The 23,240-nt window shown below is 45.7% G+C and carries 11 protein-coding genes; 10 read left to right on the forward strand and 1 reads right to left on the reverse strand.

The window, feature by feature from the left end; genetic code table 11:
• The first annotated feature begins 122 nt into the window (after positions 1-122).
• The 4 genes from RA156_RS04515 to RA156_RS04530 all read left to right on the forward strand — a co-directional run bounded on the left by RA156_RS04515 (position 123) and on the right by RA156_RS04530 (position 11,131).
• Complete coding sequence (locus RA156_RS04515; protein ID WP_306643186.1) at positions 123-1,469, forward strand: MFS transporter; 1,347 nt, start codon at positions 123-125, stop codon at positions 1,467-1,469.
• A gap of 283 nt (positions 1,470-1,752) precedes the next feature.
• Complete coding sequence (locus RA156_RS04520) at positions 1,753-4,752, forward strand: pullulanase X25 domain-containing protein (protein ID WP_306643188.1); 3,000 nt, start codon at positions 1,753-1,755, stop codon at positions 4,750-4,752.
• Between the two features lie 300 nt (positions 4,753-5,052).
• A complete protein-coding gene (locus RA156_RS04525) occupies positions 5,053-8,964 on the forward strand; it encodes an early set domain-containing protein (RefSeq protein ID WP_306643190.1) in 3,912 nt (1,303 codons plus the stop codon).
• Between the two features lie 70 nt (positions 8,965-9,034).
• Positions 9,035-11,131: a family 16 glycosylhydrolase gene (locus RA156_RS04530; RefSeq protein WP_306643192.1), complete on the forward strand. Its 2,097-nt coding sequence runs from the start codon at positions 9,035-9,037 to the stop codon at positions 11,129-11,131.
• Between the two features lie 6 nt (positions 11,132-11,137).
• Here RA156_RS04530 and RA156_RS04535 read toward each other — a convergent pair whose 3' ends face one another.
• A complete protein-coding gene (locus RA156_RS04535) occupies positions 11,138-13,969 on the reverse strand; it encodes a helix-turn-helix and ligand-binding sensor domain-containing protein (RefSeq protein ID WP_306643194.1) in 2,832 nt (943 codons plus the stop codon).
• 184 nt (positions 13,970-14,153) lie between these two features.
• On the opposite strand from RA156_RS04535, the gene RA156_RS04540 reads away from it, so the two are divergent.
• From RA156_RS04540 to RA156_RS04565, 6 genes are read left to right on the forward strand one after another with little or no spacing between them, the layout of a single operon-like run.
• On the forward strand, positions 14,154-15,545 hold the full coding sequence (locus tag RA156_RS04540) for a T9SS type A sorting domain-containing protein (protein WP_306643195.1): 1,392 nt from the start codon (positions 14,154-14,156) through the stop codon (positions 15,543-15,545).
• Between the two features lie 4 nt (positions 15,546-15,549).
• On the forward strand, positions 15,550-17,241 hold the full coding sequence (locus RA156_RS04545; protein ID WP_306643197.1) for a sodium:solute symporter: 1,692 nt from the start codon (positions 15,550-15,552) through the stop codon (positions 17,239-17,241).
• Positions 17,238-19,217, forward strand: a complete 1,980-nt coding sequence (locus tag RA156_RS04550; protein WP_306643199.1) for a hypothetical protein — start codon at positions 17,238-17,240, stop codon at positions 19,215-19,217. The genes RA156_RS04545 and RA156_RS04550 overlap by 4 nt, the downstream gene beginning before the upstream one ends.
• 23 nt (positions 19,218-19,240) lie before the next feature.
• Entirely contained in the window at positions 19,241-20,983 is a 1,743-nt protein-coding gene (locus RA156_RS04555; RefSeq protein ID WP_306643201.1) for a hypothetical protein, read from the forward strand.
• The gene (locus RA156_RS04560; RefSeq protein ID WP_306643203.1) at positions 20,983-22,038 is read left to right on the forward strand and encodes a hypothetical protein; all 1,056 of its coding nucleotides are present in this window, start codon (positions 20,983-20,985) and stop codon (positions 22,036-22,038) included. Before RA156_RS04555 ends, RA156_RS04560 begins: the two co-directional genes overlap by 1 nt.
• The gene (locus tag RA156_RS04565; protein ID WP_306643205.1) at positions 22,035-23,159 is read left to right on the forward strand and encodes a hypothetical protein; all 1,125 of its coding nucleotides are present in this window, start codon (positions 22,035-22,037) and stop codon (positions 23,157-23,159) included. The genes RA156_RS04560 and RA156_RS04565 overlap by 4 nt, the downstream gene beginning before the upstream one ends.
• Positions 23,160-23,240 lie beyond the last annotated feature (81 nt).

Here is a 23,240-nt window from a genome sequence, read left to right on the forward strand (position 1 = left end):
AGTCAACCAAATAATTGAAGGAGCTCATCGCAAGGTGAGCTCTTTCTTTTTGTACAGAGGTCATCTGCATAGTGTATGAAGTACACATTTTGTTAACTTATGCTGCAATTCACGAGAACCACATGAAGAAAAGACTGTCATTTTGGGAGATCTGGAACATGAGTTTCGGATTCCTTGGTATCCAATTCGGTTTCGCTTTGCAAGGCGGAAACATGTCAAGAATCTTTCAAACCCTTGGCGCAGGAAAAGATGATATTCCACTATTATGGATCGCGGCTCCACTAACTGGTTTGATTGTACAACCCATTATTGGTTACCTCAGTGACAGAACTTGGAGCCCAAGATGGGGGAGAAGACGACCTTATTTTCTTTTAGGTGCTATTCTCAGCTCGTTGGCGCTCTTCTTTGTGCCGTACAGCTCGGCGTTGTGGATGGCAGCAGGTTTCCTTTGGGTGCTTGATGCCTCGATTAATATTAGCATGGAACCATTCCGTGCCCTCGTTGCAGACAAACTAGACGATGAGCAACGCTCATATGGATTCATCATCCAAACCTTGATCATTGGAGTAGGTACTTGGATAGCGTCGAATCTTCCATGGCTTGTTACCAAGCTAGGAGTTTCAAATACGAGTGAGCCTGGGGTGATTCCAGATTCAGTTTATGTATCGTTCTCGATAGGTGCTTTCGTATTTCTTGCGAGTATTCTATATACCGTATTTACTACTTCAGAGGACCCTCCAGAGGATATGGAGGCGTTCGAAAAGGAAAAGGCGGAGAACGCCGGATTTATAGCGGGAATCTCTGAGATTTTCTCCAACATTGCCAAAATGCCGAAAGTCATGGTGCAACTTGGCGTTGTTCAATTCTTCAGCTGGTTTGCCTTCTTCACGATGTGGTCTTTTTCTACTCCGGCGTTGACTGAGGCCGTGTATAACGCACCGAAGCCCGCAGTTGATGCTGCGAATTACGAAGCAATGGACATTGCTTATAATGAAGCTGCCAATGCCGTGAGTAGTGCATTTGGTGTGTATGGATTGAGTTCCATGGCTTTTGCGCTGCTGTTGTCTTTCCTAGCAGCACGTATGCGTATCAATAGAAAGCTCACCCACCTCGTGAGTCTTGTTCTCGGGGGTATCGGATTCCTATTAATGGGAGTATGGAATGAATCGACAAGCGATGGACTGATCCTGTCGTTCACTCTTATCGGGTTTGCTTGGGGAAGTATACTTTCGATGCCGTACGCCATGCTCTCGAGTTCTATTCCGGCGGAGAAAATGGGCGTCTACATGGGGATCTTCAACATGTTTATCGTGATTCCTCAGATCGTGGCGGCGTTAGGAGGTATCAACGTGGTCTACAAGGCGCTACTTGGTGATAACATTATCAATACCATGATGCTGGCTGGAATCAGCTTGATTCTTGCCGGATTATCAAATCTGCTTATTCGAGATAAACGGGCCATCGCCTAGATTAGAATCATCTACATATAACTAACAACTAAACACCGCCATTGAAAGGCTGGGTTTAGTCACAAAGTGTATTCTGCACACGAACAAAGTGTCTGGAGTACACTTTTTTATTAACTTATACCCCATTACCAATTAGTCGCGGCTGTTTCCTGCGAAGCAGCCGTCAGAAAACCAACCAAACCAAGCTATGAATACGTTATTCAAAAGCCTACTGACGCTGTGTGCAATTTTCGCGAGCTCAGTCTGGCTAAGCGCTCAGGTTAATGTCACAATCCAAGTCGACATGTCTGAGCAAACTGTAAGCGGCGATGGAGTTCACGTTGCCGGTGATTTTCAAGGGTGGGATCCAGCTTTGACCCCACTAACAGATCAAGGAGGAGGCATCTGGTCAACGACAATTTCTGTCATGGGCGGAAGCACAATCAACTACAAGTATATTAATGGAAATGTCTGGGGACAGGATGAATCTGTACCTGGAGGATGTGCAGTTGGTGGAAACCGAGCGCATACCGTAGGCATGAGCGACGAAACCTTAGACCTTGTTTGTTTTGGAGCATGTACTGTTTGTGCACCTGCACAATCGAATGTAACGCTCCAAGTAGATATGACTGGGCTCATGGTAGATCCGGCAGGCGTTCACGTAACTGGTGAATTCCAAGGCTGGGATCCAGGAGCAACACCTATGGTTGACCAAGGTGGTGGAATTTGGAGTGTAACAGTCCCTATGGACCAAGGATTGACGCTGGGCTACAAGTTCATTAACGGAAACGTTTGGGGACAAGACGAAACAGTTCCTGCAGAATGTGCTACCGATAACAACCGTACAGTAACGGTAGGTATGATGGACCAAACAGAAGACGTAGTTTGCTTCAACTCATGCGCAGCATGTGTCGTAGGTGCAGTTCCAGGTTGTACTAACATTGACGCTCAGAACTATGATCCAGCGGCAACAGAAGATGATGGAAGCTGTGAGTACCTCATTACTTTCCAGGTAGACATGAACCAAGTTTGTTTGACGGCAGACGGGGTGCACATTGCAGGAAGCATTCAAGGATGGGATCCAGCTGCGACAGCGATGGACGATAGTGATATGGACGGTGTATATACATACAGCACTGTATTGGCAGATGGAGCTTACGAATACAAGTACATCAACGGTAACGCATGGGGACAGGATGAATCAGTTCCTGGAGCATGTGCAGTAAATAATAACCGTGAGCTAGTGGTTGCTGGTGCAAATCAGACGATTCCAGTAGTATGTTTCGCAAGCTGTGATCCTTGTGGCGCTGCCGCTGATATTACGGTGACACTTCAGGTTGATATGTCTGACGAAACGATTGATGCCAATGGTGTTCATGTAGCAGGAACATTCAATAGCTGGGATCCAATGGCAGACCCAATGGTAGATGCCGGAGGTGGTATTTACACAAAAGACATTACTGTTCCTTCTGGAACTGGACTGCAATACCGATTTGTAAATGGTAATACTTCAATGGGAGAAGAAGTTGTTCCAATGGAGTGTGGATCAGATGACATGCAGGGCGGAGGAGTTCTGGCTCGTACTATTGACTGTGTAAGCAGCCCTACCGTTGTAAACCCAGTTTGTTTCAGTGGGTGTGACGCTTGTTCTGGATCGCTTGTGAATGTGACATTCCAAGTAGATATGAGCAACGAAGTTGTCAATCCTATTGGTGTGTTTATCGTTGGTTCATTCCAAGATCCACCGTTTACTGCAGGTCTTGATCAAATGACAGACCTTGGAGGTGGAATTTGGGAATTCACTACTGCAATCGCTACAGGGACTGCAGTTACCTACAAATACCTCAACGGACCAAACTTCGCGAACGAGGAAACAGTTCCTTCAAACTGTGGTCTTGATAATGGCTTCGGTGGTTTCGACCGCGAATGGACCGTTGGAGCAGCAGATGAAACGATTCCAGTTCACTGCTTCAGCAGTTGTGTTTCTTGTGATACTCCTGACGTTAACATCACTTTCCAGGTTGACATGTCAGAGGAGACTGTAGCAGCAGAAGGAGTTCACATTGCAGGTGCCTTCCAAGGATGGGACCCAGGTGCAACGCCAATGGTAGATCAAGGAAATGGAATCTGGACGTACACTACTGCATTAACGCCTGGGGAAACTGTTGAATACAAGTTCATCAACGGAAACGTTTGGGGACAAGATGAATCAGTACCTGGTGAATGTGCTTCAGGTTTTAACCGTTCGTACACTCCTGGAGGAATGGACGAAACAGTGCCAGTAGTATGTTTCGCTTCATGTCAAGCTTGTAACGTACCATCGGCGGATGTGACATTTGAAGTAGATATGACGAATGAAATGGTTGATCCAACAGGCGTGTACCTCGTAGGAACCTTCAACGGATTTGACGCTTCTGCGACGCCTCTAGCCGATATGGGAGGAGGAATCTGGGCAGTGACAGTTACGCTGGACCAAGGTGCTTCGATTGAATACAAATACCTCAACGGAAGTGATTTTGCTGGAGAAGAGATTGTTCCTATGGAATGTGGTGTTGATAACGGCTTCGGCGGTTACAACAGAGCATGGACTGTCGGAATGATGAATGAAACGATCCCTGTGCATTGTTTCAGTTCATGTGATGCCTGCGTAGTAGGTGTGCTTGGATGTACTGACATGAATGCAACGAACTTTGATCCGCTTGCTACAATTGATAACGGTTCTTGTACTTACAATGTGACCTTTAGGGTGGATATGTGGAATGAAATGGTTGACGCTGAAGGTGTGTACATCGTAGGTGACTTCCAAGGATGGGACCCGACATCAACCCCAATGAACTACCTAGGCTACGGCATTTATGAGTTCTCTTCGGCATTTACAGGGAACTCAACCATCACTTACAAGTTTGTGAATGGTAATGATATCGCTAACGCGGAATCGGTTCCTATGGAATGTGGAGCTGACGACGGATTCGGTGGATTCAATAGAACCATCGATCTCATGACTTCTGACGTGAGTGTGTCAGTTTGTTTTGGTGAATGTGATTCGTGTGCAGGATGTACAGATCCATTCTCAACAGAGTATAATCCATTCGCAATCAACGATGACGGTTCGTGTGCAACTCCTGTAGTTTACGGATGTACCTATGTTGATGCAGAGAACTATGATGTATCTGCCAATGAGGACGATGGATCATGTACTTTCCAGCCTGCTGGAAGTGACTGTCCTGAAGACTTGAACAACGATGGAATCGTTAATGCGGCTGACTTGCTGCAGTTCCTAGCTGGATTCGGAACAATGTGTTAAACAGAATTTGAACTAGTCTAAAAGGGGCTTCGGCCCCTTTTTTTATTCAAACAAGTACAAAGTGTAAATTCTACGTTATCTCGCAGTGTTGTACGGTTAAAGTCGTAAGTGATGTAGTGATGCAAAAGTTGTAAAAAACTGACAAACAGCTATGTAAGTAATTATGATGAGTTGGAAAGTAGTGGTTTGATGTAGTCATGATGTAGTCGATTTTTAGCCTGTGAGGAAGTCAAGAGGTATCTTTACGGGGCTGTGAAATCGGTGAGATAGAAAATCATAGCCTAACCAAACCAAAATACAATGCAATCAAAGAGATTTATTTTAAGCCTTCTGATGTGTTTTGGACTTGTGTCTTGGGGGTTCGCCCAGACGTCACCATACTGTGACACTCAAGTCTACCACTTCGGAAATCCTGCGGAAACAGCTTCTTCTGTTTTCTTGACAATCACGAACGTAGATGCATCCAGCATGATGATTTCGGTGGAATCCGCCGATGCTGACGCTGTAGACGACCTTATTATCCCTGGAGGAAGTGGTGCGGCAATTTCAGCCATCGATGCTTCTGTTCCTGGAGTGTTAAGTCGAACGCTTTCTTGGGGTGGAACTCCACCGGCAGTAGTGAATTTGAACGTTCTGTGGAGCAAGGCCTCATTCCCAGGGAATTGGCAAGTTAATACGGATAACTTTGACGTAAACTTCGCTGATAACTGTGCACCGGCAACGGGAATCACTCTTACAATGGATGCTTGTGATGCAAATCCAACAGAGGTTCGCATGACTGGTGAATTCTGGGGATGGGATCCAGCAGGAGGTCCAGTAGCTTCAGATAATGGAGATGGTACTTGGACAGTCACTCTAGATCCAATGCCAGGAGCTGACATGCAGTACTTATGGGTTATGGACGGCGTTCAGGAAAATCTTCTTGATAACGCCGTTGTTGATTTATCATGTACACCTGTGACAGACGGAGCAAACTTTGCAAATCGTCTTTGGACTGTAGGTTCAGGAAATGTGAACGGTGATGTTTACGATTCTTGTGAGCCATGTCCAATTCCACCATTGACATTGACTGTGGATGTATGCGATGCAATGCCAACGGAAGTTCGCATGACAGGAGAGTTCTGGGGATGGGATCCGGCGGGAGGCCCAGTTGCTTCAGACAATGGAGACGGAACTTGGACGGTAACTCTTGATCCAGCACCAGCGGCGGATATGCAGTACCTATGGGTTCTTGATGGAACTCAAGAGAATATGCTTGATAACGCAGTTGTTAACCTCGCGTGTACACCTGTAACTGACGGAGCAAACTTCGCAAACCGTCTTTGGACTGTAGGATCACCTGATGTAACTGGAGATTACTACGATACTTGTGGAGATTGTAACGGAGATGGAGTAGCTACTTCGGTTGCGTTGACAGTTGACGTATGTGATGCGACTCCAACAGAAGTTCGCATGACAGGAGAATTCTGGGGATGGGATCCAGCAGGAGGCCCAGTAGCTTCAGATAACGGAGATGGAACTTGGACAGTAACCCTAGATCCAGCTCCAGCAGCAGATATGCAATACCTGTGGGTTGTTGATGGTGTTCAGGAGAACATGCTAGACAACGCAGTAGTAGATCTTTCGTGTACGCCTGTAACTGACGGAGCAAACTTCGCAAACCGTCTATGGACTGTAGGTTCACCAGACGTAACAGGAGACGTATATGATACATGCGGTAACTGTGACGGCGGAGTAGGTGGTTCTCCTCTGACGTTGACAGTTAACGTATGTTCAGCAACTCCAACAGAAGTACGTATGACCGGAGAATTCTGGGGGTGGGATCCAGCAGGAGGCCCAGTAGCTTCAGATAACGGAGACGGAACTTGGACTGTAACTCTTGATCCAGCGCCAGCTGCTGACATGCAGTACCTATGGGTTCTTGATGGTGTTCAAGAGAACGTTCTTGACAACGCAGTTGTAAACCTATCTTGTACACCTATTACTGACGGAGCAAACTTCGCAAACCGTCTTTGGGTTGTTGGAGATCCTAACGTAACTGATGATTACTACGACACTTGTGGTGATTGTAACGGAGACGGTGTTGCTACTTCTGTTTCATTGACTGTAGAAGTATGTGACGGAATGCCAACAGAAGTTCGCATGACAGGAGAATTCTGGGGATGGGATCCAGCAGGAGGCCCAGTAGCTTCAGATAACGGAGATGGAACATGGACTGTATTGCTTGACCCAGCACCAGCTGCTGATATGCAGTACCTATGGGTTGTTGACGGAGTTCAAGAGAACCTTCTAGACAACATGCCACAAGATCTTTCTTGTACGCCAATTACAGATGGAGCGAACTTCGCAAACCGTCTCTGGACTGTAGGTTCACCTGACGTGACTGGTGATGCTTACGACACTTGTACAGGATGTGCTGTTGGAGTAGAGGGATGTACTGATCCAACTGCTGCTAACTACGACATGGCCGCAACTATTGATAATGGATCATGTGCTTACCTTGTTTCATTCTCAGTTGACATGAACGAATACGGAGCTGCTTTCGGTTACGTGAACGTATCAGGAGCTTACAACGGATGGTGTGGTGACTGTAACCAACTTACAGATGACGACATGGACGGAGTATGGACAGGTACATTCGCTGTGACTAACGGTCTTCAGCAGTACAAGTTCACTATCGATAACTGGGTTGATCAAGAAAACTTCGCTGGAGGTGAATCATGTACAATCACTAACGGTGATGGATTCACGAACCGTACTGTTGATGTAATGGCAGCAGACGTTGTTCTTGACACTGTATGTTTCAACAGCTGTTACGCTTGTACTACAGGAGAAACTCCTGGATGTAACGATGCTACAGCAAGCAACTACGATCCAACAGCAACTGTTAATGATGGTAGCTGTATGTTCGACGTGACTTTCCGTGTTGACATGAGCAACTACGGTGCAGCATTCACTGAAATTCACCTAAATGGTCAGTTCAACGGATGGTGTGGAAACTGTGCACCAATGTTCGATCAAGGTGGTGGTATCTGGGAACTCATCGTTCCTCTACAGGAAGGTACTTACGAGTTCCTTTACACTGTTGACGGTGCAATCTTCGAATCAATGATGGTTGACGCACCTTGTACTGTGACAAACTTCGGATTCACTAACCGCTTCATCCAGGTAACTGGAAACCAGTCTACAATTGATTACTGTTGGGAAGAGTGTGGTGTTTGTGATAACATGAACGTATCTGGATGTACTGACGGTGCAGCTCAGAACTACAACCCAGCAGCAACGATTGATGATGGTTCTTGTTCTTACCTAGTAACACTTAACGTAGATATGAACCAGTACGCTGGAGCATTCACTACAGTTAGTGTGTTCGGTACATTCAACGGATGGGATCCTAACGCGAACCCTATGGATGACGCTGACATGGACGGTGTTTACACTGTGACAGTAACAATGACTAACGGTGATAACGAATACAAGTTCATCGTTGACGGAACAACTGACGAGATCTTCGTTGGAGGTGAGCCTTGTACAGTATCAGGTGGTGGATTTACAAACCGTCTAGTATCTGTTAGTGGTGACACAACTGTAGGAGCAGTATGTTGGGAAAGCTGTAACGCTTGTCCATCTGCATTCTACGATGTGACATTCCGTGTAGACATGTGGAACGAAATGGTAGCTGCAGAAGGAGTTCACATCGCTGGTTCATTCCAAGGATGGGACGCATCTGCTACTCCAATGACTTACCTAGGTTACGGTATTTACGAGTTCACTGTGACTATCGGAGAAGGAGAAACTATCCAATACAAGTACATCAACGGAAACGACTTCGCAGGAGAGGAAACTGTTCCTATGGAGTGCGGTGTTGATAATGGATTGGGAGCATACAACCGTTCACACACTGTTGGAGGAGCTGACGAAGTGCTTGCGCTTGTTTGTTTCGGAGAGTGTGACGCTTGTGCTGGATGTACTGACCCACTATCTACAGAATACAACCCATTCGCTGGGTCTGATGATGGTTCTTGTATGACACCGATTGCATTTGGTTGTACATACCCAGACGCAGATAACTACGACGCATCAGCGAACACTGATGATGGTTCATGTACGTTCACGACAGGAAATGATTGTCCTGAAGATCTTAACCAAGATGGTATCGTGAATGCAGCTGACCTTCTACAGTTCTTGGCAGCGTTCGGAACATCTTGTTAATGGATATAACGTGATCTTAACTACACCAAAAGGGGGCTCTTCGGAGCCCCTTTTTCTTTATCTTAGAGTCATGAGAAAAGTATTGATACTACTGGCGTTTTGCCCACTTTTTGTCACTGCCCAAGATTGGTCTCTAGTGTGGAGTGACGAGTTCGATGGAACAGAACTCGATATTACTAATTGGACCTACGATCTGGGTACTGGTGCTCAATTCGGATTGAATGGGTGGGGAAACAATGAGCTTCAGTATTACACCTCCAATGAAACCAATGTGTTCGTTGAAGATGGAATGCTCCATATCCGTGCATTGGAGCAGTCCCTGGGTGGAATGAATTACACCAGTGGAAGAATCAAGTCACTGAATAAGCAATACTGGACATACGGCAAGATGGAAGCACGAATGAAGCTTCCAACGGGTCAGGGTTTATGGCCAGCGTTCTGGATGCTTCCTGAAGGTCAGTTTTGGCCAGGAGAGATCGATATCATGGAGATTGTGGGGAACGAGCCAAGTATTCTGCATGGAACTACCCATCAAGGTACCGTAGGAGATGTGCTTTCTATCGGTGGTTCGTATGATGCTGGAGCATCATTAGCAGATGATTTTCATACTTACGCCATCGTCTGGTACCCAGACAACATTGAGTGGTACTTTGATGATATTCTTTACTTCAGCCTGGAACGTTCACAAGTGCCACCGCAGTACGAGTGGCTCTTCGCACAAGATTATTACTTCCTTCTAAACGTTGCAGTAGGAGGGAACTGGCCAGGGGCCCCTGACGCGACTACCTCTTTCCCTCAAGAAATGCAGGTGGATTATGTGCGTGTGTACGAATATGCACCTGAAACAAATCCAGTGACCTTTACACTTGATTTATCTGAAGAAAATGTAAATGCGGGTGACGTCCCATATCTGAACGGTTCGTTCAATAGTTGGTGTGGTACATGTTCACCTATGGTCAACCAAGGAAACGGAATTTGGACGACGACGATTAATCTGCCTCCAGGCATTCACGAATACAAATACGTCATCAACGGATGGGATGGTACAGTAGAGGGTTTTACTTCTGGGGCGCCTTGTACGATCACTACCTACGACGGGATCAATACATACGTCAACCGCTTCGTGAATCATGGGTTTGAGCCAACATCAATTCCTCCTGTATGCTTCAATTCTTGCACCTTCTGTCCTTCAAACAACAATGAAGGCTGTACTGATATCAATGCTTCTAATTATGATGCGAATGCCACCTCGGATAACGGAAGTTGTCTTTATGCAACAACTTTCCGAGTAGACATGTCGCAAATGGGGCTTTCTCCCTCAGACCAAGTGCATTTGAATGGTACTTTCAATTCATGGTGTGGGGTATGTAATCAATTGTCAGATCCAGATGAAGACAACATCTATGAGATAACACTTGATCTACCAGTAGGGAATCATGAATACAAATTCACAACGAACGGATGGAGTGGTGCGATTGAGTATTTCCCAGTAGGAACAAGCTGCACGGCAACTACCTATGGCAATGATGAAGTGTTTACCAATCGAATCACCCAACAAATGGGAGCGCCTTTGATACTGGATGTGGTTTGTTTCAACTCTTGTGCGGCATGCGTCGCGACTGAAATCACAGTGACATTTCAGGTAGATGCGTTCGATATTGATGCGTCAACCATGGACGTTGAAATCGCTTCGCCATTCTTTACAGGTTTGGTTCCTATGACCCAACAAGGTTGGGGAATATGGGCTACCGACGTGACTTTAAACGGAGGCGAGACAATGCAGTATAGATTCGTAGGGGACGGAGTAAATGAATCACCATCTGGATCTTGTGTTGTTGGTGGAATGAGAGAGCTTGCCCTTCCTCTGACCGATCTGACGATACCGGTGTCATGTTTCGCTAGTTGTGATCCTTGTTCAGGGTGTAATGACCCCTTTGGAGCTAATTTTAACCCATATGCTACACATGATCCCAACCTATGTGTTGGGGAATTGCTCTACGGCTGTACCTATGCTGATGCGGATAACTACAATGCGCTAGCTACGGTAGATGATGGGTCTTGTTTGTTTGATACAGCTACTTGTGTTGAAGACATCAACGGTGACCAAGTTGTGAACGCAGCAGATCTTCTTGCCTTCTTAGCTGGATTTGGGCAAATATGTAACTAGAAAATATTAGACATTGAGGATGAACTCAGTAAGGTTCACCTCTTTGTCTATTCCCAATTTCTTTCTGAGTCGGTATCTTGAAATCTCGACACCACGAACGCTAATGTTCATGATAGTGGCGATCTCTTTCGTTGTGAGGTTCATTCGAAGGTAGGCACAGAGCTTATGGTCATTGGGCGTCAGTTGAGGGAACTGATCTCTCAATCTCTTCAAGAAGTCAACGTGAACTTGATCGAAATGTAATTCGAACTGATCCCAGTTGTTATCAAGCTTCATATCGCTGTTAATCACCTTAATCAGCCTTCTAATTTCTTTGGACGCCTTTTCTGCATCATCGATTTTGATTCCTTGGAGTCCATCTTTAATTCCCTGAAGCAGCTTCCCTTTTTGTACAAGGTGCATGGTGGCTGAAGCGAGTTCTTTGTTCTTGTGGGCTATCTCAGATTCTAATTGTTCGCTCCGGATCTGATCGATCACTTGAACACTCTGGTCTTTCTGCTCTTGAAGCTCTTTCTCCTTTTCGATTACGAGAGCCGCCTTTTCCTTTTTGTATTTGCGCTCGTTAGAGAGGTATACAAGGACTAAAATTACCGCACCCAGGGTGATCCATGAAAAAACGGCAATCGTTGAAGAATACCACGCTGATTGGACTTCAATATTGAAAGATGTTGAAGAAAGTACTGTTCCATTTCCGTCGACAATGCGTGCAACGAAAGTGTAGTCATCTGCTGGGAGGTTAGTATAGTCTCTGAAATAGCTCCCGTCATCAACTGTCCATTCGTCTTCGAAGCCCTCCAATCGGGTTTGTACAGAGATGGCGCGTTCTTGAATGAACGATGTAGGTCTGAATCGAATTCGGAAGGACGCTTCTGACTTGTTCAACTCTAAGACATTCTCATTCTGATTCAGAGTGGAGTAATATGTCGTATCATTATTCAACGATTCAACGGTTCGGAGGGTGAGCGAAGGAGTCTTTTCGAGAAAACGATTCAAGTCGTTGAGATCAATCGAGATGAAACCGTCTTCTGCTCCGACGTATGCTACGCTGTCATTGATGAACTCTGCACTTTCGAACCCGTTAACTAGCTTTTGCTTCAATTCTGGGATGGCAGCGACACTCACGGTTTTGTCAATGGCAGATTCAGTGATATTCATAATCCCGAATTCTGTTTCGGTGATGAACCACATGTCTTCTTTTGGGCCATTGAATACTCGTCTGAAGGACGGAGTAGAGGGGAAGTGTTCCTCAATGCCGTTCAATGGCTTAACGCTCTTGCTGTTTGTATCGTAGGTGTATAGCCCTTCTTCAGACGTAAAAATGAGGTTGTCACCAACCCGTTCCACGTAGATCTTTTGGTTGCTTGGGAATCCATTTTCCTGATCGTAGAACTGCACGTTTGGGTGCAAAAGATCATTGAATTCGACTCTCCATGCTCCTATGTAGGGATGACTAACCCACCAAGTGGATTCGTCCTCTTCAGCCATGATACGGGCACTTTGATCAATTCCCGTGATTCGATCAATGAATTTCCAGGTGCCTTGTTGTTTTTGAATAAGGCCAAGTCCGTCATAATGGCCGGAGATGAGTACATCCTCATTGGAGCCGAGTTTCACCACCTGCCATGTGCCAATGCCATTGTACAGATGTCTTAAAGTTTCACCGTCATAGGTGAAAAGGCCATCCTGATGTGAAATCCAAAGCAGATCGTCGTAAACATCAAGACCCCAGATCTGACCAACTAAATCGCCTACCATGGAGTAGGCATTAAAGCTTTCGGGCTCAGCTTTGAATAAACCATTGTTCGTACCGAAGTACATGATCCCTTGGTATTCTATGCATGCGTACCCTGCACCTTTGAGAAAGCCATCTGGGGATAGTTTGTAGTAAGGAGCACTCGTATTCAGTACATCGATGCCATTCGTGGTGCCTAACCAGACATCGTCATTCGAGTCTAAGAATGAAGCGAGGATATCATTTCGTTGGAGGCCCTCCGATACTGTTATCTGGCCTGTGATGTCCAAATCAAAATCAGTAGTAATGACACCACCTCGGCGAGTCGTAAACAGAAAACCATTCTTGGTTTCAATGATAGTGTTTACAAAGTATCTCCTCAATAACTCGTTTAATTCGGCCAAGGGCTGATCAATCTCACTATTCAAAGGGATACCTCCATTTCCTACCGTAAAAATGATTTCTGTACCATTTTGAAGAATGACAACGTCAACAAATTCACCTACATCGGTAGGAAGAGTTCGAAAAGCATTGTTGTTAATCACGTCAAAGGCCACGGAGTCACGGAAGTGAAGAAGCGGACCACTAATACTTCGGACTAGTCGCTCGCCTTTATAATTGATTGAGCAACTCTGGTCGTTTCTGTTAAAGATGAGAAAGTGATTCTCACATCGTGCGAAAAGCTTGCCTTCTTGAAACTGGAGTTCCCACACCTCACCAAACTGACGACCATTACTTGGGATTTGGTCTATCAATGAAATGTACTCAGGTGAACGCTGCTCAAAGTCCCAGAAACCAAGCTCGTTCTGTCCACCACAATATACCTTAGAGCCATCCAGTGCAATCGAACGTTGAATGGTTCCATTCGGCTGACGATAAAGGTGCCATTCAACTCCGTCGTAAAGTAAAAGCCCATCGTTATTCGCAGCAACGATGTAGCCATTGTCTAACTGGGCTATCTCTCGTGTTTGACTACCACCCTCATAGTCAGACTTTTTGAAGTTGATGACTTTGGAAGTCCCTTCTGTCTGTCCGAATGATACATCACATGTCAGCGTCAATGTGAGCAGGAAACCAATAATTTGTGAAAGTAGTCTAACCTTCATTGATGTAGTGCTAAGGTGAAGTGAAAGTCGTTAAAAACCTTTATATTACAAAGGAATCGAGGCTGAATAATTGGCGAATGATGTACTGATGATGTAGTGCGAATTTCGGTGGATGTGGTTACGATGTAGTGTGGTTGTTGTCGATTCTTTAATCCTACATTAACTTGCTCACAAACCTTTACAAATGAAGAAGATTTACGCATTGCTCGTAGCAACATTAATGACCTGCTCGCTCGTAACAGCACAGGAGATGTATGATTCGTTTGACGACGTTCGAACGGTGACTTACGGATTGAATATTCCTTTCCCGGAACAAATGAACAACGGAATTGGAGGTATGGAATGGCCTGGTTGGCACGGAACATTACTTCAATACACAGTAAACCCTGGCCCGAATGACGTTAATGACAGTCCTTCATGTGCAGAGTATACTCGTAATCCAGCCGAAACTTTCGATGTTATCCTCGTTGATTGTGGAGAATTGGGTGATCTTGCTCCATACCTAGCAGGTGAAAAGACAATGACAATGGATGTGTTCGCACCAGTTCCTGGAATTACCGTTCAAATTTCACTTCAAAACGCTGAGCTTGCGGCTAACAATGGCTACCCGGGTGGACGTCACTCAGAGTACCAAGCGATCACTACGACAGGTGGTGAATGGGAAACACTCGAGTTCACACTAACAGGACAGCCTTGGACTGACGGTGCGAATGCAGGTTGGTGGCCAGATGCAGCAACTGCAAACGTTGACTGTGATGAAATGGTTCTTCTTTTCAACCCAGGAGTAAACGTATCTGAAACATATTACTTTGACAACCTCATGGGGGCCGAGCGTGCAGAAGCGCCTTGTGAAGCATACAACGAAGCAGACTTTGTGTTGATGGATGCTGATTGTGATAACGATGGATTTGTCATTGAATACACTGACGGTCGTATGTCAATCTTCCCAGATCCTGCGCTTGACCAAGACGATAAGTGTTTGGAATACGCGCGTAACGGAGGAGCTCCGGATGACGTAGTTGTTGGAAACTTCGCTCAGGCACTAAATATCCCAGTAGGAGAAACAACAACGTTATACTTCGACTTTTGGGATCCAGCTGCGCCAAGCACGGTTCTATTCTCTATCCAAGATGATTTCGGATTGGAATTAATCCTAGGAGAATTCGTTACAACCACTTCTCTTCAGTGGGAGACATTCTCACTTGATCTAGCGCCAATTCAAGGTGCTCCAAACGCCACTGATTTCGTTATTCTAATTGAACCAGGACAAGAGCTCGCTGAGACCTTCTACATTGACAACCTAATTGTCGAAACATTGGTGAACGTTGAAGAGCAGTCTTCAATTGATCTTGAAATCTACCCGAACCCTTCAACAGGACTTGTAAACATTAAGGCTAGCGAACAGCTAGAGCGTTACGATGTGTACAATTCAATGGGTTCACTAGTAGCTAGTGATTTGATCATCCAGACACAAACGCAGATCGATCTTTCATACCTATCTACAGGACTTTACACTGTTCATGTGACAAGCGAAGCGGGAGTGAGCGAACAGAAGACACTGTTCATCCAGCCGTAATCACATGGATACGCTCGACTTTCTGGTAGTCGGCGCTTATTTCCTGCTCATTTTTGCTGTGGCTTTCTATGTCACTCGAAAAGAGCGTAAGGAGAAATCGTCGGATGCCTACTTCCTAGGAGGTAAGAACAGTGGCTGGTTTGTTATCGGTGCTTCGCTGTTTGCTTCCAACATTGGATCTGAACACCTAATCGGCCTTGCCGGTTCGGGTGCGCGAGGGGATTTTGTCAACGGACAGTTTGAAATCCTTGCAGCTCTTATTCTCCTTCTTCTCGGTTGGGTATTCGTACCATTCTACATTAAGAGTGGGGTGTTTACGATGCCTGAATTCTTGGAGAAACGATACTCTCGAGGAGCTCGCCGATACTTGAGTGTGATCTCGATCCTTGCATATGTTCTCACGAAGATCTCGGTAACCATCTTTGCTGGTGCACTTGTTTTCGAGCAATTGCTTGGTATTGAGTTCTGGACAGGTGCAGTACTCGTGGTCATCGCCACTGGTGTTTACACTATTTTCGGAGGTCTGAAGGCAGTGGTATATACTGACATGGTGCAGATGTTTGTACTGATAGGTGGTGCTATTGCAGTCACGGCTTTTGGTATCGATCAACTCGGTGGATGGGATGCCATGATGGCATCAATTACCGCTGACGTGGGCGATTCAAAAGCTACAGATTACCTGAGCCTTTGGAGACCAAACAGTGATACCAATTACCCATGGACAGGAATTCTCTTCGGAGCACCTATTCTTGGTGTATGGTACTGGTGTACTGACCAGTTTATTGTACAACGTGTACTTTCTGCTAAAGACCCTGCAAATGCGCGTCAAGGAACCATCTTTGCTGGCTTCTTGAAGCTACTTCCAATCTTCTTATTTGTACTGCCAGGGGTCGTAGCATTCGGACTGTTCACACAAGACGGTACCCTTCTTCTCGGAGAAGACGGAGAGATTCTTTATGATGCTGCACTCCCTGCGATGGTAGCGAACTACCTTCCGGTCGGTCTAAAAGGACTGGTTGCAGCTGGACTGCTTGCAGCGCTGATGAGCTCGCTCAGTAGTGTATTCAACTCTTGTTCCACGCTAGTGACAATGGACTTCTTCAAAATCTGGAACCCAGATTTGAGTGAACGTCGTCTGGTATACATCGGACAAGTATCAACAGCGGTTTTAGTGGTTATCGGTTTGGCATGGATTCCTCTTATGGAAAACATGATGTCAGACGGAGGACTATTCAAGTACCTTCAGAGTATTCAAGCGTACATTTCACCACCGATTGCTGCGGTGTTCCTATTTGGAATTTTGACTCCAGCTGTGAACCACAGAGGAGCTATCCTAGCACTGTGGACTGGTTTTGTGATTGGTTGTGTGCGTCTTGCGCTTGAATTCATGACTGCTACTGACGCAGCAGGAAACGCGATCCTTTCAGTACAGAAAGGTGGGCTTGTCGACAGCTTTGTCTCAATCAACTTCTTACACTTTGCATTGATCCTCTTCTTCATTTCTTCGATCGTGCATTTTGTTGGAAGTCGTGGAGTTCAGCATGACCGTCAGGCCATCTTGTACTTGACAATGGCTGATCGCAACAACGGATTTATGAAAGAACCAGCTGTAAAACGAGATTTATTATTGACGATGATCTTGGTGGTTCTAGTGATTATTCTGTGGGTAATGTTCTCACCAATCGGAATGGCATGATGAAGAATGTTGTTTTGATTATAGCACTCTTGATTAGCGTTCCTACGTTTGCGGTATCTGATACCCTAGACTGGAAAGGGAATGAAGACAAAGAGTACAAACTGTCAAAACGCGTCAGTGGATTCTCTTTAAATGGTTATTACCGTTTCTATGGTTTCAATCGAAGCCTCGATCAGAACTTCCAGGTTCTACCGGATAACCAATTCGCTAACACACCTCCATACGTTTTCGGAGTTGGAGATGTGTACCGTGATCCACCGATCTTTTTGATGACTGCAAGCATTCGTCCAGGTGGCGGTGCTTCAATTAGTATGGATTATGCACTCTACTCGCACTTCACAGGAAGTAACGGTAGTGTACCAAATAACCTTAACCTCGGAATTAGCCTTTATGGAACCGTTCCAACAGATTACGCAACGATCGGTTTCCAGTTAGGAGGGATCAACTGGGTTGAGGTGAGTGATATGGTGTTCTCTAGTTTTGTAGGGTATAACCGATTTAGTCTCTTTGAGCGCTGGGCCTGGGAAGGAAACGGACAAGGCTCTGAGCGTGCGGATATCTACATGCAGAGTGGAGATATTTCCCGAGACGGTCGTTGGGCTAACCAAGCTTTCAAAGGAGCACTTTTTGACCTAACAGATTTGCCAGCTGGACTCAGCGCGCGCTTAATGTTTGGTAAAACAGCGGCTACGACCACTTTCGGTCGTGCTTTGCCTGCGTCGAGTTACGGTGGTCGCTTGCGTAAGAGCTTTGAGAATGGCTTCGTTGGCGTGAACACAATGAACTACCTGCTCTACACTGATTCGATTGCGACTCAAAAAGCAGGGATTAGCCTCCACACGATCAATGGACGTTGGGCGAATGACAAGATTGCAGTCAACGCAGAAGCGGGGATTGGTAGCTTATTTTCTCCGACGCAAGAGCTTGACTATGGCGAAGCGGTTCGTGTAAATGTGAGTGTGAACGAGATTACGCCATGGCTTTCCGGTGATATTGATGTCTTCAGGCTAGCGCCGGAATTCGTCAACTACTTCGGTAACTTCTTGTCGTCAAACACTCAGATTATCACTGATGATGACGCCGGACAGATTGTTACAGGTGGGGGTGGAGCTGCCGCATTCGCAGGAAGTATCACAGACGTTGGTCAAATTTTGAACAACCGTCAAGGATTCTCATTCAACCTTTTCGCTGATTTCGAGAAGACTCACATTTCCATCGGAAACATGGTTTCTGAGGAATTGGAGCGTGCATCGAACCGCTTATCGTTCGGACATAAGATCAATGGACTTGCCTTGTCGCGTTTCGCTCCGTTTGCGCAGCAAATTGGACCATACGGACGATGGAGCGCTTTCTACAGAGGTGTTGCTGAGGATGTCTTCATTACTGATGTTGATTCACTCGGACTTCCTCAGAATTTGCTTGGGTTCAACACCCTTCAGTACCAAATCAAACAACGAGTAGATGTGCTAGATCACCCGATCTACCTTCTCTACAACGGAATGAGTGGTTCTGTAGGCGATGGATTGAGCTTGCTTCCAATCTTCAATGATGACGCATATCTGAGAACCAATTACCACGAGTTTGATTTCATCACACCTATTCGTGATTGGTTAGACTTAAGTGTGGGTGTTGGATTGGAAACCATTAAAGGAAACGATCGCACCAACAACATCTATTATCGCGACCTCAATGGCAACCTTGCCGGGGCAACGGTAGAAGATATCTCTGGCGATTTTGACAGTTATGGTTTGGATGGAACTCCAATCGCAGGTTCGAATTACGCGGGAACAACCACTGCAGCCGCAGGTCCAATTGACCAGCGTTCTACTTCTTTCGGAGTAGGGCTCGATGTGAGGCTTTCGAAGAGCTCAGGTCTGTACATCAGACATAAGCGATTCACTCAAAAAGACGAAAACTTCGTTCAGGATGACATTTCTGGTACGGAGACAACAATAGAACTTAAAGTATTCTTCTGATGAGAATTACGAAATACATATTCATGATCCTCATCTCATCGTTAAGCATTTCCGCGCTAGCGCAGAATGAGAAATTCCAGGTATACGGAGCCGGGAGATTCTACATGCAAAACAGTGAGATTGGTGGAGATCTGTACCGTCAGACCATTGTAAATGGCGACACCTTGGCGGCAGATACCGTGAACGCGCGTAAAGAAATGACTGGTTATGCGCTATTCGATCTCGGATTCCAAGTAAACCCAAATCCTTCCACTGAAATCCGAGTACTAACTCGTGTAACAAGCGACCTCGATGGATTTTGGGGAGCTGGTATTGGCTTTGGTTTCCGTGAACTGTACATCCGTGGTCTAGTCAAAGGAAGGGTGCGCTACCGTGTTGGTGACTTGGATTTGAAGATGACACCGTTCACGCTGTACAACAGTGACGCTGACCTTGGTCAACACAGAATGTCAAGTCTTCATGTTTACGAGGACATCATTCAGTACGAACAGTTTTACCGAAACAATCGCTGGCGCCAGCAAGGGGTTCAGACTGATTTCAAACTGCGTCTTCCTGGAAAAGGAAATACGCTTGGATTCGACATGTTCCTTGCTAAGAATCGCCAAACGGACTTCTTCTTTACACCAGATCGTTTGATTGGTGGGGGAAGCATGGTATATGGCCGCAAGGGCTTCGGTGAAATTGGTTACAACTTGGTTGGAATATTTGACGTGGCACAGACAGCTCAATTCTCAGAAGAGATGAAAGCGACAACGGTGCACACGATCAACGCGAAACTGAAGCCGGTTGAAGACCTCGACCTCATTTTCTACGGAGAAGGAGGAATGAGCATGTCTCGCTACGAGGAAATCAATGAAGCGCCAGAAGACACTTCTGATGTGTTCTTCCAGTTAGGGGTTCGTCGTAACACAGAAGACAAGCTTCGTTTCTACGGAGAATACCTATTCGTACGTTCTGGCTTCCGTTCACCAGGAGCACAGAGTCGTCGAATTGTTTCTGGAGCGATGCCACAAGACTTCAGCTTCCAAGGAAACAATGAAGCACCTCGTACATTCAATGTGTTTGACGTGCTAACGGACGTTGGGTTGTACAACCTGACCATCACTCCTGAACTTCAGCCTTTCCTTCCAGCTTATAATAACGTGTCGCCGTATGGTGATGCCACACCAAACCGTCAAGGACTTCGTGGTGGTATCGACTACGGAACGGATACAACAGCGATTCGATCGATAAAAGCGAACCTAGCCTTATTGACAGAGGTGAACGGTGAAGGAACAAGCGAATTCAGAAACTTCACTCGTTTAGACGTAAGCGGACGTTTCGCATTGAACGAACTCTACGGAGGTAAGAACCGATTGATTGTAGAGTTGGGTGGACGTTATGAAGCAACTTCGCGTGATGCCATTGACGCTCCAGTGGAAGCGCTAGAAGGTATCGGTGAGGTTGATCTGACAAGCATCTTCCTTGAAGCTGGTATTTCTTTCGAGGTAACTCAAGATCTATTCCTAGAACTAGGCGTGATTAACTTGAACGCTGAAGGAACGGAGTACATGGCGATGAGAAACGCATTTAGTGAGATTGCTGACTACCAGCAATTAGATATTGATCTGAGTGATCAAACCGTGTTGGCTGGAATGAAGTACACCTTCAACCAGAATACGCACCTGCTTATTCAAGGACGTTCTTCAACGATTGAATCGGCAGATATTCCGCGTGGAGCTTATGACATCCAGCAGTTGGTGGTACTCTTTAATATTTTCTTCTGATGAAACGAATTCTATATATCACAATCCTCGCATTCGTCGCTTTTACAGCGTGTCGTAAAGATGAGATCGAAGGGCCTGAGCTTCAGGATATCTTCGGAGAATTCGAGGTGCTAGAAACATTAAGTTCTGACCGGGAAACGGTTGACTTTGGAGTGGGAGAGACGGTGAATTTTTCTGCACAACTGACCATTCGTACTGACTGGACGATTACAGTTGAGGGAATGACATCAGGAGCTCGTAAAGAGATCACCGGTCGTGAGCGCGATGTGACAGGTGAGGTAGCTAACTGGAACGGAAGTATCACTTTTGCGCCATTGTTCTCATCAGAAGAAGCGTTGACCTACATGACCTTCGCTGACTACCCTGATACACTCTGGGGAGATACGATTACCATTGCTGGTATTCGTCCTGAACAGTCGATTGACCTCCTACTTGGAGACTTCGAAGAAGCTGCAGGATGGGGTACTTTCGCTGAAGCTGCTGCCACTAACGTGCATGTGAATGGTTCGTACTTCGTGCAAGACCCAACCTTTGACACACCTGAATTCATTCAAGTGTTTGCGGGAGAAGGAAATGGTCACTGGCGAATGACTTACGATAACCAAGGAAGCGTATTCATCTGTGGTATCAACACTACCGCTTCGGCGTCTCAAGATCTGCCAGCTGGAAGCACCTTTGATTTCCAAACGACAAACCCTGAACACGTGTACATCAACATGCTCGTTCATGGATTCGGCGATGGGAATACGCGGATGTCGATTGGTCTTCAAGAAGATGATAACCTAGATGGTGAATACGATCGTTTCAACGAAGGAACATACAACACAGAGATTCTGGTTGACTGGAAAGGATGGAAAGTGGTTTCCATTCCTTTGAGCTCGTTTAACCTGAGTACGGTAGGAGGCTTCGGAAACATTGACGGTACAGGAAACCAAGACGTTGACCGAATCATCAGCATCGAATTCCTTCTCCTTTCTGTGGAAGGAACAAGCACCTTCATTGGTTACGGTCTTGATTACGTGAACTTCACTCGATTTACACCTTGGACACCATGAGAAAGCTACCATACATATTGCTAGCACTCTTGTGGATTGGATGTGGAATCACATTCGAGACAATGACCTTGGAAGACCCAAATCTGGTGGGACCGGAAGATGGAATGCGCTATTTCAAAGCGCCGACTGTCTATAAAGACGCCACAGATAACGTTTGGGGACTAGAGAAGGACGATTGCAAAGACTTCAAGAGTATCAAGAAAGACGAGCGTGGTACCGTTCTGAAGCTTGAGTGGGCGAAGACTTCTTGTGATTGGGTTGGAATGGGAATTGGTTGGAACAACTGGCAACCTAAAGACCTACTCACAATCATGGAGACCGCTGACTTGGTGATGGATATACGCGCAGTAGAAGACAAAACGAATATTCCAATCATCGTTTTCCTTTTGGAAGACTACGGAGGGGTAATGAGTGCTGCTGTTTCTGGAGGTTACTGTCTTGAAACGTATCCGATTACCGAAGACTGGCAAGAGTTCAGAATGCCAATGAACCGTTTCGATTACCAAACCTGTGGTATCGATCTGAGTAACGTGAAGCAACTAGTAATGGAGTGTCAAGGATACGGAAGCGTACTCATTGACAACATTCGAATTGAAGAGCATGAAGAACGTTCTGTCAAGAAGAAAGAATTCCCACCACATACCATTGATGCGGATGACCGCATGGTCATTTTCGATGGTTCATTTGATAAGGTATGGGGTCTAGGTAAGTACGAAAGCCGAGACTTCAACGTCAGAGGAAATACACTTGAGCTTGAGTGGGATGAATGTGATAATTGCCAGTGGCAGCGCATGGGTACCTCTTGGGCCGGATGGAAAGGAGTGGACTTCACAGAAAAGTATGACGACCTGAAACTAATGGTCGAAGTAGGTGAGAGAAATATGAAAAATGGAGACCTCTTGATGGTCATGGAAGCATATAGTTTCGCTCACAAGAAAAAGGCGCTTTCAGCTTACGTAGAGAAAAGCGGAGATGGGAAACAGACGTTCTCAATTCCACTTTCAGACTTCTCTACTGAAGGAGAATTCTGGAGTCGTATCAAGCAGTTACGATTTGAATTTGAAGGGAAGGGAAGCGTGAATATTCACCGAATTGAGATTGTCAAGGATGTTACGAACTAACCAAATACTATTATACATTTTAAGCGTGGCGATCATAGCGTGTTCGCCAGTTGAACAACCAAATGAAAGTAATTCTTCCAC

This window comes from Sanyastnella coralliicola (assembly GCF_030845195.1).
Taxonomy (GTDB): Bacteria; Bacteroidota; Bacteroidia; order Flavobacteriales_D; family Sanyastnellaceae; genus Sanyastnella; species Sanyastnella coralliicola.